Here is a 14,437-nt window from a genome sequence, read left to right as displayed (position 1 = left end):
ACTCCTCTCCTTATAGAAAAAAAGCTACCCATTTAAGAATAGCTTAGCGAAGAAAATCTAGTAAACTCGGTTGAATGATTCTTGCTCCAATACTTAATGCGGCACTATGAATACTTTCCTGTGTCGTTAAATCCATTATCGCCTTTTCGATATCGACATCCTCATTTTTCGAAAGGATTTCCGTAGCAAAAACCTCCTGCTGCTTTAGGCGTTCCGTCATCAATTCAATTCGATTCTGCCTGGCACCAACCTGAGCTTGCATAGCTAAGAATGTATTGATAGTTTCGTCAATTCCTTCCAGTGTGCTACTCACGTCACCGCCGTTTTCAAGTGCATCTATCGTTTGATCAATGCTGCCGCCAATAGCAAGCGCATCTCCAAAAATCTTAGAACCGTCCGTATTGATTTTCAGGGAAATCCCGGAAAACACTTCAAGGTTTATGTCCCCTGTGCCATACACCGTATTCCCATTCCCATCTTTAACGGAAGACGGTCTCGCATTTGTATCCTGGCCGTTGAAAATATATTTCCCGCCTATCTGTGTGTCGCCAAGAGTTATGAGATGTTCTTTTAATTGCTTTATTTCCTCAGCAACATTTTTCAGTTGTTCGCCTTCATACGTACCATTGCTGGCCTGAACCGTCAACTCACGAATCCGCTGCATGGCGGAAACAGCTTCAGAAATGGCATCATCAGTACTGTCAATCCAGTTAGTTGCCTCCGAGATGTTACTGGTATACTGCTGGATTTGATTGAGATTTATCCGGTACCCCATTCCCATCATGGCTGCAACAGGATTATCAGATGGTTTAGAGAATTTTTTTTGAGAAGAGACTTGTTCCTGCAGCTTGCCCATCTTTTCGTAGCTGCTGCTTAAGTTTCTTAACATATTATTGGTTAGCATGGATTGCGTCACGCGCATAATTTCTCACTCCTATTATCGGCCTACCGTACCCATTCCGTTAATGATTTTATCGAGCATTTCATCCATCATCGTCATCATTCTTGCAGAAGCATTATAAGCTTGCTGGAATCTAATCATATCGGTCATCTCTTCATCCAAGGATACAGAACTGACAGAGTCTCTATTTTGGTTAACGGATGTAGCAAGCACTACAGAGTTGGAAAGATTCTTTTGAGCACTTTGTGAATCAACACCCAATTTCCCAATAATCCCGGAATAATAGGTGTCAAAGGTTCCAGTTAACTCCTTAGAATTTTGGTCTTTAGTTGAGTAATCACTAAAAGCTTTCTTTTTCAAATCAGCTAAGAGTTTAGCATTTTCATTATCCCCAGAAGCTCCTCCACTATTACCACCTGCGGCAATTAATGAAGGGTCCTTCAAAATCTCACTATTCACCTTGATGCTTTGAGCAGCACTCTTGCCTGGTTCAATTTCAAAAAAGTTTAGTGTTGATGTTTCACTAGCTCCTAACGCATATCCCTGTTTATGAATAGCATTAAACTCATTCACAAAAGCCGTTGTCATATTATCCAGCTTTTGCAGCATATCAGGATAGGTTCCTCCGATTGTACCATCACTCTTTTTATAACCAAAGCTGTTAATCAATCCGGATAGCTCTCCTGAAAACTTGTGCTCCGTTAATGTTTTCGAACCAAACTTTACTCCATCTACCATACCTGTCGATTTATCATAGCTAACTTCAACTTTTGAAGTTCCCAGCATCCCTGTTTGGTTAACACTGACCAGATTGATAGGCGGCGCAAAGGAAGAACCGTCTTCTTGCATTAATTCAATGTTGTATAGTCCTGTTGCTACATCACTGGCTTTGCCATAATCTGTTGGAATGACGTTTTTTACATTTATACTAACAAGCTGAGAGAGGCTGTCTACAAGTAAATCGCGTTTATCGTAAAGTTCATTGGGGATTATACCATGCGGCTCTACTTTACTAATCTGCTGGTTAAGTTGATCAATACTGCTAATAAGCATATTTATTTCGTTTGCTTTGACGTTAATTTGATTTCCGATATCAGTTTGAACGCTTTTTAGCGAATTGTAATAGTAGTTTAGGGTATCCGCGACCATAACACCTGTTGAGGCAACAACCTCACGAGCCCCTGAGTTTTCCGTATTGGCCGTTAACCCCTGCAGAGAATTCCAGAATTTTTCCATCATTGCTGACAATCCACTGTCGGTTGGTTCATTCATGATTCCTTCCATTTTAGACAATGATTCGCTCATCGCCCCGTAAAAACCGATTTTATTACTTTGAGTCCTGTATTGTGAGTCCAAAAAGCTGTCTCTGATTCGCTGTACCGTTTCTGCCGCCACCCCTGTCCCGAGTTGACCTGCTACACGGGGGCTGTTTAATCCGACCGTAGGAAACCCAGATGTCTGTACCAAGTTGACACGCTGCCTTGAATATCCTAATGTATTGGCATTTGCAACATTATTTCCTGTAGTATATAAAGCGCCTTGTGAGGTCGATAATCCACGTTTAGCTGTTTCAAGCCCCATAAAGGTTGAAATCATTTGCTCAAACCTCCATCTCTTTTCTGTTTCTTATGCTTTCGAATCAAATATGCCTATACCGCTTTTTGTTGGCTTTTTAACCGACTTCCCGTAGTTCATATCCTGATTTTGCGGTCTCAGCATATCTAAAGAGACATTAATGAATTGAAGTGACTGATAGATTAATTGCTGATTTAAAATGTTCCTCTCTTTCAGCTTAGCTACTTCATCGATTAGCTCTTTTTTTAGTCGTTTAAGTGCATCCGTTTCAATTGGCTCTGTTAATTCCATTACGGTGTCGATAGAAACCGTCTGTCTCACTGCTCCATTTGCTGTGAAAAATCCTTCGACAGCTGCTTCTCTTTCTTTATCCGTTTGACTGATTGCTTTAATATGCATTTGTTCTTCGATTAGCAGGGAGGTAATTGCCTCAGTGTCGCTAACTTTTAAAATGGTTGTTTTTCTTAACGCTAATTGATTGAAGCTTTTATGAAGCCTGATCAATTTTTCAAGCGATTCGATGATGTATTGTGCAGACATTCTTGCTCCCTCCTCTGCTCATGGATGATTGACGGAATATGATTCCGTTCACAATAATCTAACGTTTTATTAATAATCTATTTTCGGTAAAAATCAATAAGGCCTTTTGCTGTCGCCTGTGAATTCAATTTATAATTTCCATTTTCCACTTGGATTTTCAGTTCATCCACTTTCGCTTGTCTTGCAGCAGGAATTGGAGATAATTGCTGCATTTCTTTTGCCGCTGAAGAAATTTCAACTTTATCTACGGCATTGACCTTAGAATCTTTGACATTTCCTACTTTATTGGCTTGAAGATTATACGGGTTAATCCCTGTCATACCGACGTTATTGATTTTCATATTCCAGATCCTCTCCTTCGGCCGATTTTCTTTATCTAATCTAATATATAACCTCATTTTTCGATTCCTTTAACAGACCATGAGAATGACTCTTGGCTGTGTTTATTCTCCCTATCATTTTTATCGACAAGGACTTATTTTTTTTTATGGTTTCCTGTGATCTTTCCTTCGACAACCATTGTCGAACTTTGTTCTCAATACCGAATATTCTAACAAAATGCCAATCATGAAGCCAAGGATTATCCTTCGTGATTATCTTTAATATAATACGTATTTTTTTTATTAGGTACTTGTATTTTAGTTAGGCACTTTTCTTCATCTTCAAACGCCTGTAATTCAGAGCGAAGGGAATCGCTGCATTTGCTACATAATCTCCCACTCTGAATGTTGGTGCCGCATTTTTCACAAGGAATGCCTAGGTTAGGAAATTGAGAAATTCTCAGCTTTCCTGTTTTTACAAATTTAATAATTAAATCTTCTTCCACACCTGTGGCCTCCACCACTTGCATCATTAACGCCGTTCGATTACTTTTCTTGCGAATGTAGGCATACACTTTATCAAATTTAGCTTCTTCTTCTTTATAGCAAGCATCGCAAACATCACGGAATTTTGTTTTAACAAATAACGAATTACAATTTTGGCAGTTGAACAAATCCATTGAGGGCCCCCTCCTTTACTATCACAATGATTGTTCTTCAGTACTGTATATATCGAATATTAGCAGCGATACTTTAGAAGGTTTATCAAAAATATTCGGTTTTACCTAGCCAGAGTGATTGATGAAACTTCTGTGGCACCAGCGGTTTTCAAAGCCTTAGCCGCATGCCGGAGTGTTGAGCCTGTTGTGTAAATGTCATCCACGATTAAGATCGATTTGTGCTTTAATAAATCCGGTTTGGTAACCTGAAAAACTTGCGGCAATGATATCCGTTCCTCACGTGACTTTTTCGATTGTTTTTCCGTATGGAGGCGCGTTAATAGCTCAACCGTGTTAACGCCTAGCAGATCTGTCAAAGCTTGCGCCTGATTGAAACCTCTCTCCATCAGCCGTTCATTACTAAGAGGAATGAACGTTACCAAATCAAAATTCATGTCTTTTAGTTTGTCTTTTAAAAAGGGCACGAAGGCCTCAGCCAGTGCATAATCTCCTCGGTACTTATATTTCGCAATCATGTCTTTCAGAAATTCATTATAATGAAATAGTGATATGTTTATGGACAAATACCCGCCCCATTTCTTATCTTTTTCCCATCTCACACAATCCAAACAAAGATCCTCAATGCGGTAATTCTCATCAAGCTCTCGAGAACAAATCGAGCATGTCTCGCCGGCTAACTTTTTAAGTTTCCCTTCACATCTTTCACAAATTGTCATTGCCTCTTTCTTCAGTAATAGACTTTTCCATGTCATTACTTCTTTCATTTCCTCAACACAAAATAAACATCTACCCATCCAGCAGACCTCTCTTCCAGGCCTCTTTATTCATCATTTGTATATGGCGGATCGCCTCGACCATAGCTTTGCTTTTTCCGTAATGAAAAAAAGTGATAGTTCCGGAAGGATAAGTAAAGCTTCTGCCGACGCGGCCAGCAATCTGGACGAGAGCACTCTCAGAAAAGACCTCATGTTCGGCACCAATCACAGCTACTTCTAGTCGTTCAATCGTCACCCCGCGTTCTAAAATCGTCGTGGTCAATAACCCAGGGACCTCGCCATTCCGTAATGCCTGTACTCTTTCTTTTCGTTCAGGGTGCTGTGAGTGAACGGTCTCCAATTTAGGGGATAGTGTTTGAAACAACGGAACGACCTGCTCCATCACTTGAATACTTGGGAAAAATAATAATAGAGGAATCTTCTGCTGAAGACGTTCACTTACCCAACTGGCAATCATAGGTGGAATCTTTTTTTGGAGAAATTGTTTTTGCCAATTGCCGCTCCATTTCATTTCAGGAACAGGGATCGGCTTATGATGGTAACGGGCAGGGATTGTCACGGCTTGCAGTTTCCCGCAACGGTAAGATCGTTGCATTTGTTTAGAAGGAGTGGCTGTTAAGTAGATAGTTGTAGCAGAGGGCTTTTTGGATTTATTAACCGCATAATGTAGAGAATCATCAATAGAGTAGGGAAACGCATCGACTTCATCAATGATGACTACATCAAAGGCTTCAGAAAAACGAAAAAGCTGATGTGTGGTGGATACAGTTAGAGGCGACGCTTTGCTTCGGTCTTCGCTGCCCCCATAAAGAGCTGATACTTCAATGGCTGGAAAGGCTCTTTTTAACCGGGGTGACAGTTCGAGAACGACATCGGTCCGAGGTGTTGCCATACAGATTCGTTTTCCGGCAAGCAAGCCCGCCTCAATGCCAGCAAATAGGACCTCCGTTTTACCAGCGCCGCATACTGCCCATACCAGTAATTCACTTTTTCTTTTTACAGCCTCAACGACACAGTCCGAGGCCGTTTGCTGTCCTGCAGTTAGAGTACCATCCCAGCTCATTACTTTGTCAGGAACCTCAAACTTCAAATCAGGACCGATCCAGCCATATAATTTTGCACATTCACTGACCCGACCCATCATGATACAGGCCCGGCAGTAAGTACAATCTTGATTGCAAATCTTACACGGAAACGTATAAAACAAAGCAGAATTTTGGTTACCGCAGCGAACACAATTGTACTTACCATTCACACAATGCACTCCGCAAGTCACCGAGACATAGCCGTGCTTTATTTGGTCGGAAATGATTGCCGGGGAAAAAGGAATTTCGGAGGCCAATAACAACCTTCCTGTGAGGTGATTCTGAAGTTCTGGGGAAAAAGGGGGAGAGATAATCGTATTTTCCAAACTATAACCTTCTTTCTTAGAATAGAATTTTACACTCGTAAATAGAATTCGCTTTTCACATTAGAATCCCTCTTACATCCATAAAAAAAACGCCTCCTCCTTTTTCAAGGAAAGGCGTTCCTCTGTTTATACTTTATACCAGCCCATCCCCATCGAGCCTTCGCCCAGATGCGTTCCGATCACAGGACCGAAGTAGCTGATGTCAAACTCGACATTTGGGAACCGCGCTTCAAGTTCCGTTTTCCAGTCTTTAGCTTCAGCTTCGCGCTTAGCATGAATAATGACCGCTTTATAGTTTTCACCGTTTGCGGCGTCTTCTCCAAGTAAATCAGCAATCCGTTTCATCGCCTTTTTTCTGGTACGGATTTTTTCGAACGGGACAATGACTTTGTCAACAAAATGGAGAACAGGCTTTACTTGTAGCAAACTCCCTATCAAGGCTTGGGCACTGCTTAGCCGCCCCCCACGTTGCAAATGGGATAAGTCATCCGCCATGAAATATGCCCGGACGGAAAGTTTCATTTCTTCGAGCCTGGCCATAATCTCTTCTGCATCCTTGCCGTCAAGTGCCATCTGAGCCGCTTCGAGAACATAAAACCCCTGGACTCTACAGCTAATTTCAGAATCAAAGGCGTGGACCCGAACTCCCTCTACCATTTCACCTGCCGAAATTGCACCTTGATACGTACCACTGATACCACTCGATAAATGAATCGAAATAACATCATCATATTCTTTTTTCAGCTCTTCGAACTTCTCAACAAACTGACCGATTGGCGGCTGTGACGTGGTCGGCAGCTTCTCTTGCCTTTTTACTTCTTCATAAAACTCATCTGCAGTAATATCGATTTCTTCCCGATAGGCTTCATTGGAGAAAATGACATTAAGCGGCATCATATGTATATGTAAACGATCACGCATATCCTTAGGTATATATGCAGTGCTATCTGTTACGACTGCGGTTTTCATAATGAGTACCATCCTTATACAAATTTACTCTATATATCTTAATATCTTATCTGAAAATGCCTTAATTTGCATTAAATAGCTTCTCTTTTTACCATAAATATGCAAAAAGAAAGTAGGTGCAGATTTATGCCGAATTCGGTATTTGACGAAAAAAGACCGGCTCTTCAGCACGCATTGCGAAAACTGAAGAGCCGGACTTATCCATAAGTTGAAATTATTTCACTTCTACCCAGCCGTTTTTAATAGCTAGAACAACAGCTTGGGTACGGTCGTTTACATTCATTTTTTGAAGAATGTTACTTACATGGTTTTTTACTGTTTTTTCACTGATATATAAAGTTTCGCCGATGGCACGATTGCTTTTTCCGTCTGCTAAAAGTTGAAGAACTTCACACTCGCGTCGAGTCAATAGGTGAAGCGGTCTTCTAATCTCTACAGCATGCACTGAATCACGATCAGCACCCTCTTCAGCAGCTAAACGGCGATATTCTTTAACTAGATTATGTGTCACCTTCGGATGAAGGTATGAGCCACCTTCTGCGACTACACGAACAGCGTCAATTAGCGCATCTGCGTCCATTTCTTTCAACAGGTAACCTTGTGCTCCTGTTTTCAATGCATGCTGTACATAGTTTTCATCATCATGAATCGATAAAATGATGACTTTCGTTTCAGGATAACGGTTTACAAGCATTTTAGTCGCTTCAACACCGTTCATATTCGGCATGTTGATATCCATGATAACAACATCTGGTTTGTGTGTTTCAACAAGATCCATAGCCTCGCTTCCGTCATCACCTTCGGCAACAACATCAAAGGATGATTCAAAATCTAATATACGCTTAACACCTTCACGGAAAAGCTGATGGTCATCTATAATGATGATACTAGTCTTCAACGGCCTCTTCCTCCTAATTTCTATTTAATTGCCTATTCTCTAAAAATTTATAAATGATAGGGAATTTGTATAAACACCAAAGTGCCCGCCCCTGGTTGTGAATCAATCGTCATTTCACCTTCAAGCAGCTCGACTCTTTCTCTCATGCCTACCAAGCCAAAAGAACCCTCTTTTTGAATGGAAGAATCAAACCCTTTTCCATCATCTTTGACGACAACCGTAACCATCTCTTTAGAAATGGAAAGCTTAACTTGAACTTGCTTTGGCTCTGCATGTTTCAGTGAATTTTGTACAGCCTCTTGGACCAGCCTAAATAAAGCAACCTCCATATCAGAGGGAAGCCTTTTGACCTGGCCGAGGTTAACGAAATTCAAATGCACACCAGTATTATAGTCTTCGGTCGTTTGCAGATACTTTCTGAGGGTAGGAACAAGGCCTAGATCGTCAAGGGCCATAGGGCGAAGATCATAGATGATTCTACGCACTTCATATAATGCATTCCGTACCATGACTTTTAAGCTACGGATTTCCACAAGAGCTTCATCAGGGCCTCTCTCTCGTTGTACACGCTCTATCAAATCCGAACGCATCATGACATTAGCAAGCATTTGCGCGGGGCCATCATGGATTTCCCGTGAGAGTTTTTTTCGTTCCTGCTCCTGAGCTTCTATTATTTTCAAGCCGAAGTCCTGCTTACGTTTCGCTTCTTGTAGAGCTTCTCCTACAAATTTCAAATCCTGTGTCAAATAGTTTTGTACAACAGAGATTTGCGAGACGAGATGTACAGCTTTATCAATCGTCTGCTGTAATCCCCTTAATCTAAGCTCAAGTTCATCCCGACGATTACGAAGCTCTTTCTCTAACTGGCGATTTATTTGTAAATCGACTTGCAGCTTATGTGCCCTTTCATACGCATCGCGAACCTGTTCTTCAGAAAAATGGTTGAAGTGCATACTGACCTCGGAAAGCCTTTTTCGAGCAAATCTGGCTTTTGTATCCAGTGCATCGCTGTCGGTTATTACAATGGCAACTCTGATTTTCACATCATCAAGCTCTTTTGTTAATGACTCAAAGTCTATGCGACATTGTTCTCCAATATCAAAGACTTCATCCTTACTTTCACTAACAGTGCTTACCATTGTTTCTAAGATCTTGTCCAATGCTTTAGCATCAACCTTTTTTATGGACATTAAGATCCCTCCACTTAAATCAACAGACTTAAACAATTTGTTGTCTTATAGACTATGTATATGGAAAAAAGCTCTATTTCCTTTTTCATGAATGGTTAATTATCAGGAAACTTGCAATGAAGTAACCTTCATGAACATATTGTACCAAAAAAAGAAGAAAAATACGTCAATTTCATTATAGGATTTTCACAAAATATACATATTTAGTATACATTTCATATTCCCAGCTTTTATGGATATTACGTTAGACCACCTATTAAAAGGTTACCTTATCAATGGAATATCCCACTCCATTGATTATCATACGAAACAGATACATTTATTAAATGGCAAAATCCCTGAAATGAGCGGACACGATATGGACAAGCCAGGTTTATGGTACAAAACTCATTGTTTTTCCTAAAATGATATTCTTTTAAGCATATAGACCAGCTATTAAACATTAGCAGGAAGTAGAATTAATTATAACACGTACAAATTTTTCTTATATTAAAGTTTCTTTACACTATACTGGAATAAACTATAATCTTCATTGCCACTTTTTGCACAAAGCCTTATAATGAATCAACTAATAGCGAGAGCGAAGGTGGAATAGTAATGCTCCCTCATTATTTAACGGTAAAAGGACGTGGTGAACATGAAATCGTGATTGAGAAATCTCGATTTATAGCCCACGTCGCCCGAGTAGAATCGGAAGAAGCTGCACAGGCCTTTATTCAAGAAATTAAGAAAAAGCACAAAGATGCTACACATAATTGTTCCGCCTATTTGATTGGAGAACAAAACCAAATTCAAAAAGCCCTTGATGATGGAGAGCCAAGCGGTACAGCAGGCGTCCCTATTCTCGAGGTTCTTAAGAAAAAAGACCTGAAGGATACGGCTGTTGTGGTTACACGGTATTTTGGAGGCATCAAACTTGGTGCAGGCGGCCTGATTCGTGCTTATAGTAAAGCGACTTCAGAAGGAATTAATACCACGGGTGTAGTCAATAGAAAATTAATGCGCGTAATTTCAACAAATGTCGACTATACATGGCTCGGAAAATTGGAAAACGAATTACGATCATCAATTTATCAAATAAAGGAAATTCAATACCATGAACAAGTCAATCTTCTGGTATATGTAGAGGAAGCCCAAAAACAGGCATATACCAACTGGATGACAGAGCTGACAAACGGTCAAGGTCGTATCACTGAGGGCGAAATGCTTTATTTAGAACAGGCAATCGTTTGATTTTCTCCTGCATATTTTTCCTTTTTTTTTGCTGTAATATAATTGAAAAGAAATATTTATTTTACGAAATTATTAAATCATTGTAAAATTAGGATTAATATATGACGAAATATAATCTGAAGGATTCGAAAAATGGCGATTTATGTTGCTATTTAAAAGGAGAAGAAAAAGATGTCTAATACTAGGCGTGTTTATAAAATTAAAAAAACAAAGAAAAAAAGGCGAAAGAAGCTTTGGTTATTGCTTGTTCCCCTGCTGGTACTTGGTCTAGGGGCCACTACCTATGCTGCAACTCTATATATGAAAGCCCAAAATGTATTTAATGATTCTTACGATCCCGTTGAGGCTTCAGCCAAGCGGAATGAAACGGTTGACCCGCTCAAGGATAATTTCTCGATTCTTTTTATAGGGATTGATGACAGCGATGAACGAGACTATAAAGGAAATTCACGCTCGGATGCTTTAATGCTGGCTACATTCAACAAAGATCAAAAATCCATTAAGCTTTTAAGCATTCCACGTGATTCTTATGTGTACGTGCCAGCCAAAGGCGTAACGACGAAGATCAACTCGGCTCATGCAGCTGGTGGACCAAAAGCAACAATGGATACTGTGGAAGAATTATTGGATATCCCTGTTGATTATTATGTCCGGATGAACTTTAATGCTTTCATCGACGTCGTGGACTCATTAGATGGAATTGAAGTTAATGTACCATATGAAATGAATGAAATGGATTCACATGACAAGAAGAATGCCATTCATCTAGAAGAAGGAGTACAAACTGTTGATGGTGAAGAAGCATTAGCCTTTGCACGTACACGAAAAAAGGACAGCGATATCCAACGTGGTGAGCGACAACAGGAAGTTATGAAAGCCATCATGGCCAAAGCAACCTCTGTTGGAGCACTTACGAAGTATGCAGGAGTTATGGAAGCTATTGGCGACAATATGACGACGAACCTACAATTCTCACAAATGAAGGGTTTCATAAAATATATGACTACCGATAAGGGACTTAATCTTGAAACCATCAAACTTGAAGGTCAGGATTCTACCATTAACGGAACCTATTATTATCAACTGAACGATACATCAGTAGCGAACACTAAGCTGCTACTTCAATCCCACTTGAACCTGGGACCAAAAGAAGGCAATCAAACTGAAGCCGTTCAATCGCAATTAGAATAAAAGAAAAAACCCCACTCATCTTAGGATGATATGGGGTTTTTTCTTTTACCGAATATTTTTGACTTCTCCTTTAGCCCCTAAGAAAGTCTCTTCTTTCATTAGCAAAGAAAACTACTTGATAAAAATATTAACCGTAGAAGGTGTACATAAACATAATAATACTGTTCTTTCTCCTTTTCCCTGGAATACCTTAACTTTCTTCCAATTATGAAACTCAAGTAATACGGTATTTTGCTTAGGATCAGTTTTCAAATAAGCTTCTGATTGGTAAAATTACGACTTGATATTTTATAATAAATATTACATAATTCCGTGCTAATAATAATTTTCGATATACACTTGTTATTTCATGGAAAGTTTCCCCTTAACGAAACTATAAAAAAACCTCCATACCTATTTGTAAATACGATATGGAGGCATTAAACATATTTATTTAATCTAACTTCCCTATTATAGGAGCTTTGCATCGCGAATAATAATCTAGTATTCTATGAGCAAAAGCAATTATGGTTTGTTTTTAAAATTAAGCATCTTCAGCAAAGGCTGATAATCCGAACTGACCAGTCCAATTTTTTCCACGAAAATTTCTATAATCAATAAGAGGCCAGTTACAAGAATCAAAGCTCCCCACATTGTTGCAAATGAAAAGATTATGGCAGCTAAACCGAAGCAAGCAGCTAAAGCGTAAATAAGAAGGACAGTCTGCTTATGAGTGAATCCTAGGTTTAACAAGCAGTGATGTAAATGTGATTTGTCAGCAGCTGATATCGGTTGTTTATTGACGAGCCTGCGGATAATCGCAAAAAATGTATCCGAAATAGGAACGCCCAAAATAATAATCGGTACAATTAAGGAAATCATCGTAACGTTTTTAAATCCAAGCAGAGAAAGAACCGCGATGATGTAACCTAGGAACAACGCACCTGTATCTCCCATGAAAATCTTTGCTGGATGGAAATTATATTTCAAAAAGCCCAGAGTACTTCCAATCACAACCAATGCAACCATCGCAACAAATAAATCCCCTTTAATAAGGGCCATCGTTGCAATCGTCACTAATGCAATTGTGGAGACTCCACCCGCAAGACCATCTAGGCCATCTATTAAATTAATGGCATTAATAATCGCAACGATCCACAAAATGGTAATAGGGATACTAAAGATACCAAACTGAAGTGTATCGGTAAAAAATGGTAAATTGATAAATTCAACTTCAAGACCGCCCCATAACACGATAATGAGAGCAGCTAAAATCTGACCCAAAAATTTTGGCGCAGCTCTTAATTCATATATATCATCCGCCATCCCAATTAATATGATGACAAGAGCACCTACTAGAAGAGGCAATTGCTGCCCCAAGTCATTCGTAAAAATTAAGAATGTAATGGAAAAACTCAAAAATATAGCTAAACCGCCCATGCGCGGCATAATTTTCATATGCACTTTTCTCTCATTTGGTTTATCAGTAGCTCCTAATTTAATGGCCAACTTTCCGACAAAAGGAGTCAAAAAAATGGACAATAAAAATGCTACCAACAAGGCCCCTATTAACATCAAGACCATCAAGAACCACCTCTATTCAACTAGAAATAACTAGAAATCTAATACCCTAAAAAATCTATAGGAAAACGTATATATAATTACTTATTTATTTTTCATCCTCAAATAAACATTATATACGTTTTCGGCTAAAATCTCTATAGAAAAGTTGTTTTTTGCAAATTTTTGTAAATTCGCCCCTAACCTTGTCAGGTTTCCGGATTTTTTTAATTCTATTGCTTTACAGATAGCCAATTTCAATTGGGTAACATGCCCAATCTCTGTTATCCAGCCAAATTTCTCATCCGGAATTAATTCTTTTACACCGCCAACATCACTTGTAATCGCAGGCAAACCTGCCCTTGCCCCTTCAAGTAAAACAAGCGGGAAACTCTCGCTTAAAGACGTTAACAATGTGACATCTGCCAATGGATAGAGCTTCTCTATATCTTTACGATACCCTAAAAAGAACACGTGATTAGTTAATTTTTTTTCCAAAACCATCTTTTCTAAAGTCTGTCTTCTGCTGCCTTCACCCACAAGTAACAGCTTTACAAAGGGCAACTCCGATATCACTTGACTTAACGCCTCTAAGGCACATTCATGGCCCTTTACCGGTTCAAGCCTAGCAGGCATGATGATAATAAAATCATCAGCCACAAAACCAAAGTCTTCTCTTTGAAAGGGCTCCTCTAAATCCTTTTCAAAGTTAATACCATTTAAAATCTTGGTGATCTTGGTTGAGGGAATCCCTTGACTAATTAAGTCTTGCTTAAATGGATCGGAAACCGCCAGTATATGATCAGAATGCTGAAATGACCTTAAATGCAAGCTCGTAAACAGTTTTCCTTTTACACCCATACCTAAAAAATCATGCTGAGGGGAACTGTGCACAGTAAGAACCCATGGGAGTTTTACGAGACGTTTTAGAAAAGCTCCATAAATATTCGCACGTGGACCATGAGTGTGGATGATCTCTATATTATTTAGACGGATAAAGTCACGTAAAGGTTTCAATATCGAAAGGTCATACTTAGAATGTTGCTTAAAAATTTCAGTTTGAATCCCAGATGCCACAGCCTGCCGGGATAGAGCTCCTTTTTCAAACACACCCAGCAGGCATTCTTCTTTATTTAGTTGGTTAAGTAAGGACAGAATATGAAACATACCGCCGCCAGTTTCATTACCAGCGTTTAAGTGCAAGATTTTCATCT

The 14,437-nt window shown here is 39.5% G+C and carries 14 protein-coding genes; 2 read left to right on the top strand and 12 right to left on the bottom strand.

Annotated elements, in window-relative coordinates; all coding sequences use genetic code 11:
- Positions 1–43: 43 nt before the first annotated feature.
- The 10 genes from flgL to ACQKMR_RS00570 form a co-directional block, all read right to left on the bottom strand.
- Positions 44–922: a flagellar hook-associated protein FlgL gene (gene flgL, locus ACQKMR_RS00615; RefSeq protein WP_427695533.1), complete on the bottom strand. Its 879-nt coding sequence runs from the start codon at positions 920–922 to the stop codon at positions 44–46.
- Between the two features lie 15 nt (positions 923–937).
- Positions 938–2,497 (bottom strand): flagellar hook-associated protein FlgK, encoded by a 1,560-nt coding sequence (flgK, locus tag ACQKMR_RS00610; RefSeq protein ID WP_427695532.1) that lies wholly within the window; start codon positions 2,495–2,497, stop codon positions 938–940.
- 30 nt (positions 2,498–2,527) lie between these two features.
- The gene (locus tag ACQKMR_RS00605; RefSeq protein WP_427695531.1) at positions 2,528–3,016 is read right to left on the bottom strand and encodes a flagellar protein FlgN; all 489 of its coding nucleotides are present in this window, start codon (positions 3,014–3,016) and stop codon (positions 2,528–2,530) included.
- A gap of 77 nt (positions 3,017–3,093) precedes the next feature.
- Positions 3,094–3,357 (bottom strand): flagellar biosynthesis anti-sigma factor FlgM, encoded by a 264-nt coding sequence (gene flgM, locus ACQKMR_RS00600; protein WP_427695530.1) that lies wholly within the window; start codon positions 3,355–3,357, stop codon positions 3,094–3,096.
- 239 nt (positions 3,358–3,596) lie between these two features.
- Positions 3,597–4,016 (bottom strand): TIGR03826 family flagellar region protein, encoded by a 420-nt coding sequence (locus tag ACQKMR_RS00595; RefSeq protein ID WP_427695529.1) that lies wholly within the window; start codon positions 4,014–4,016, stop codon positions 3,597–3,599.
- Positions 4,017–4,117: 101 nt separating this feature from the next.
- Complete coding sequence (locus ACQKMR_RS00590) at positions 4,118–4,810, bottom strand: ComF family protein (protein WP_427695528.1); 693 nt, start codon at positions 4,808–4,810, stop codon at positions 4,118–4,120.
- Complete coding sequence (locus ACQKMR_RS00585) at positions 4,803–6,203, bottom strand: DEAD/DEAH box helicase (RefSeq protein WP_427695527.1); 1,401 nt, start codon at positions 6,201–6,203, stop codon at positions 4,803–4,805. Before ACQKMR_RS00585 ends, ACQKMR_RS00590 begins: the two co-directional genes overlap by 8 nt.
- Positions 6,204–6,329: 126 nt before the next feature.
- Positions 6,330–7,172, bottom strand: coding sequence for a DegV family protein (locus ACQKMR_RS00580; RefSeq protein WP_427695526.1), 843 nt, complete (start codon positions 7,170–7,172; stop codon positions 6,330–6,332).
- Between the two features lie 214 nt (positions 7,173–7,386).
- A complete protein-coding gene (locus tag ACQKMR_RS00575) occupies positions 7,387–8,070 on the bottom strand; it encodes a response regulator (RefSeq protein ID WP_053348555.1) in 684 nt (227 codons plus the stop codon).
- A 47-nt stretch (positions 8,071–8,117) separates the two neighbouring features.
- Positions 8,118–9,260, bottom strand: a complete 1,143-nt coding sequence (locus ACQKMR_RS00570; protein ID WP_427695525.1) for a sensor histidine kinase — start codon at positions 9,258–9,260, stop codon at positions 8,118–8,120.
- 597 nt (positions 9,261–9,857) lie between these two features.
- On the opposite strand from ACQKMR_RS00570, the gene ACQKMR_RS00565 reads away from it, so the two are divergent.
- A complete protein-coding gene (locus ACQKMR_RS00565; protein WP_427695524.1) occupies positions 9,858–10,493 on the top strand; it encodes a YigZ family protein in 636 nt (211 codons plus the stop codon).
- 171 nt (positions 10,494–10,664) lie between these two features.
- The gene (locus ACQKMR_RS00560; RefSeq protein WP_427695523.1) at positions 10,665–11,684 is read left to right on the top strand and encodes an LCP family protein; all 1,020 of its coding nucleotides are present in this window, start codon (positions 10,665–10,667) and stop codon (positions 11,682–11,684) included.
- Between the two features lie 504 nt (positions 11,685–12,188).
- Here ACQKMR_RS00560 and ACQKMR_RS00555 read toward each other — a convergent pair.
- Both ACQKMR_RS00555 and ACQKMR_RS00550 read right to left on the bottom strand, forming a co-directional pair.
- Positions 12,189–13,238 (bottom strand): glycosyltransferase family 4 protein, encoded by a 1,050-nt coding sequence (locus ACQKMR_RS00555; protein ID WP_427695773.1) that lies wholly within the window; start codon positions 13,236–13,238, stop codon positions 12,189–12,191.
- Positions 13,239–13,328: 90 nt separating this feature from the next.
- Positions 13,329–14,435: a glycosyltransferase family 4 protein gene (locus tag ACQKMR_RS00550; protein WP_427695522.1), complete on the bottom strand. Its 1,107-nt coding sequence runs from the start codon at positions 14,433–14,435 to the stop codon at positions 13,329–13,331.
- Positions 14,436–14,437: the final 2 nt, after the last annotated feature.

The sequence above is a fragment of the Peribacillus sp. NPDC096540 genome (assembly GCF_050278525.1).
Lineage (GTDB): Bacteria > Bacillota > Bacilli > Bacillales > DSM-1321 > Peribacillus.
The sequence above is the reverse complement of the archived record's forward strand: the minus strand, read 5'-3'. Positions and strand labels throughout refer to the sequence as shown.